The sequence below is a fragment of the Mycobacterium sp. TH-M82 genome, from assembly GCF_057473605.1.
Window position 1 is genome coordinate 1 of sequence record NZ_JBYCKY010000413.1, and the last position, 2,987, is coordinate 2,987.

The 2,987-nt window shown below is 70.0% G+C and carries 4 protein-coding genes; all 4 read right to left on the reverse strand.

Going from position 1 to position 2,987, the window contains the following annotated elements:
• Positions 1-2 precede the first annotated feature (2 nt).
• A complete protein-coding gene (locus AC2VON_RS12845) occupies positions 3-770 on the reverse strand; it encodes a cyclic nucleotide-degrading phosphodiesterase (protein WP_486953307.1) in 768 nt (255 codons plus the stop codon).
• Positions 771-830: 60 nt separating this feature from the next.
• Positions 831-1,673: a glutamate racemase gene (murI, locus tag AC2VON_RS12850; protein ID WP_486953308.1), complete on the reverse strand. Its 843-nt coding sequence runs from the start codon at positions 1,671-1,673 to the stop codon at positions 831-833.
• On the reverse strand, positions 1,670-2,362 hold the full coding sequence (locus AC2VON_RS12855) for a rhomboid family intramembrane serine protease (protein WP_486953309.1): 693 nt from the start codon (positions 2,360-2,362) through the stop codon (positions 1,670-1,672). Before AC2VON_RS12855 ends, murI begins: the two co-directional genes overlap by 4 nt.
• Positions 2,359-2,987, reverse strand: a 629-nt coding sequence (locus AC2VON_RS12860; RefSeq protein WP_486953310.1) for a pyridoxal-phosphate dependent enzyme, incomplete at its 5' end; no start/stop codon positions are given. The genes AC2VON_RS12860 and AC2VON_RS12855, both read right to left, overlap by 4 nt.

Here is a 2,987-nt window from a genome sequence, read left to right on the forward strand (position 1 = left end):
CCTCAGGCCCGCCGGATGTCGAACGTCTCGCCGAGCGCCACCGCGTGCACCGGGCCGCCGAACTCGGCCTTGGCCTCGCTGATCACGTCCTCGCGCGACGTCCACGGCGGAATATGGGTCAGCAGCAGCTCGCGCACCCCCGCCGCCGCCGCGATATGGCCGGCTTCGGTGCCCGACAGATGAAGGTTGCAGGGGCGCTTGGCGGAGTGCGTCCAGGACGCCTCACACAAGAAGATGTCGGCGTCGCGCGCCAACTCGACCAGGCGGTCGCAGAAGCCGGTGTCACCGCTGTAGACCAGCGACGCACCGGACGGATCGCTGATCCGCAGGCCGTACGACTCGGTCGGGTGGCAGACCAGCTCCGGGCGCACCGTGACCGTCCCGATCGTCACCGGCTCCCCGGCCACCCAATGGTGCACGTCGAAGATGTCGGTGAAATCGTCGATCTCCCCGCCGTACGGCGACGACGCCGCGCCCAGCCGCGACCAGGTGTCGCTGGGTCCATACATCAACGCCTTGCCGACCGGCGGTGACGGGTGGTAGCGGCGCCAGACGAACAGCCCGGGCAGGTCCAGGCAGTGGTCGGCGTGCAGGTGTGACAGCAGCACATGCACCGAGCCGGGATCGGCGTGGTGCTGCAGCGCGCCGAGTACCCCGCCCCCGAAGTCGATGACCAGCGGCGGCGTGTCCGGTGCCCGCAGCAGGTAACCGGATGCCGGGGAATCCGGGCCCACCACGCTGCCGGAGCAGCCGAGCACTGTCAGTCGCACAGTCCCCACTGTGCCATGTTTGCTGCGGCGGCGCGGCAGACTCTGCCGCAGACATGGTGGTTAATGCGCCGGCGAGTGGCGCTGGACGGGTTCCACGCCGGTGATGGCGGGCCCCAGGAACCGCGTTGCCAGCCTGGCGAACGCCGCCGGGTCGCCGGTGGCCTCGAACACCCGGGTCGCGGAAGGGGTTTCATGCGGGCGCAATAGATCGAGTTCGGTGAGCACCCGCACCAGTTCCTTGGCGGTCTCCTCGGCGCTGGACACCAGCGTCACCTGCTCCCCCATCGCCAACTGGATCAACCCCGACAGCAGCGGGTAGTGGGTGCACCCCAGCACCAGGGTGTCCACCCCGGCGCGCTGCAGCGGTTCCAGGTAACCCTCGGCCAGGCCGAGCACCTGCCGGCCGGTGGTGATGCCGCGTTCGACGAAGTCGACGAACCGCGGGCAGGCCACCGCGGTGATCTCGGTGTCGCGGGCGGCGGCGAACGCATCCTGGTAGGCGTGGCTGGTGATAGTCGCCTGGGTGCCGATCACCCCGATGTGGCCGTTGCGGGTGGTGGCGACCGCGCGCCGCACCGCCGGCAGGATGACTTCGACGACCGGCACGTCGTAGCGTTCGCGGGCGTCGGCCAGGCACGCCGACGACGCCGAGTTGCAGGCGATCACCAGCGCCTTGACCCCGCGATCGACGAGATCGTCGCCGATGGTCAGTGCGTGTGTGCGGATCTCGGGAATGCTCAGCGGACCGTAGGGCCCGTTGCCGGTGTCGCCGACGTAGACGATGTCCTCGTCGGGCAGCTGGTCGACGATCGCGCGTGCGACGGTCAGCCCCCCGACGCCGGAGTCGAACACCCCGACGGGCGCCTGGGGTCCCCGCCGGCGGGCAGAAGATGCCGCGTTCATGCGGTCAGCTGCGCCTGGCCGGCGGCGGATCTCTTCGCCCGGGCTTTGCGTTCGGGCCCGGACAGCAGGTAGGCGGCCAGCACGCCGGCCGACGCACCGCACAGATGCCCCTGCCAGGACACCCCACCGCACATGCCAAGCACCGGTAGCACCGGCACTACCGGTACTAGGCCCCAGAGGACGCCACCGTAAAAAACCAGCACGACGATTCCGACGACGATCTGCCAGGCCGTGCGGGTGAAAAACCCGAAGACGATCAGGAAGGTCAGCCAGCCGAAGATCAGGCCCGACGCTCCGATGTGATCGGATTGCAGGCCGCACGACCCGAGGTTTCCGGTCAGCCAGGTGCCGAGGCCACCGACGATCCACACGATCGCGGTGGCCAGGAGAAATCGCGACAGGCCGGCCAGCGTCGCCAGGAAGCCCAGCACCAGCGCCGGGCCGGTGTTGGCCATCAGATGCTGCCAGTTGGCATGCAGCAGCGGGGCGAAGGCGACACCCCACAGTCCGTCGGCCTGCAGCGGCCGGATGCCATTGCGATCCAGCCGGTGACCGCTGAGCTGATCGGCGAATTCGACGGCGTAGAGCAGCACCACGAAACCGACGACGGTGGCCCCGCGGGCCATCCACGCTGACCGTTTCTTCGGCTGCCTCGCCGGCTCCGGTGTCGCGGGAGACGTGGCCCTCATGCCCATAGCTGCCCTTCCAGCGCATTCACGGCGTCGTCCAGGCCGCCGGCGTAGGCGCCGGTGGACAGGTACTTCCATCCGGCGTCGGCGACGATGAAGGCGATGTCGGCGGGCTGGCCCGCACGCAGGGCTCTGGCGGCGACGCCCAGCGCCGCGTGCAGCACCGCGCCGGTGGAGATGCCAGCGAAGATGCCCTCGGTGTCGATCAGCTCCCGGGTGCGCCGTACCGCGTCGGCGGAGCTCACCGAGAACCGGGTGGTCAGCACCTGCGGGTCATAAAGCTCCGGGACGAAACCCTCGTCGACGTTGCGCCGTGCGGAGACCCCCTCGCCGTAGCGGGGTACGGCTGCCACTATCGCCACGCCGGGAACCCGCTCGCGCAGGAACCGGCCGGTGCCCATCAGGGTGCCGGTGGTGCCCAGCCCGGCGACGAAGTGGGTGATCTCGGGCAGGTCGGCGAGGAGCTCGGGGCCGGTGCCATAGTAGTGCGAGTCGGTGTTGGCCGGGTTGCCGTACTGGTAGAGCATCACCCAGTCGGGGTGCTCGGCGGCCAGCCGCTTGGCGGGGGCCACCGCGGTGTTCGATCCGCCCTCGGCCGGCGAGGAGATGATCCGCGCGCCGTAGA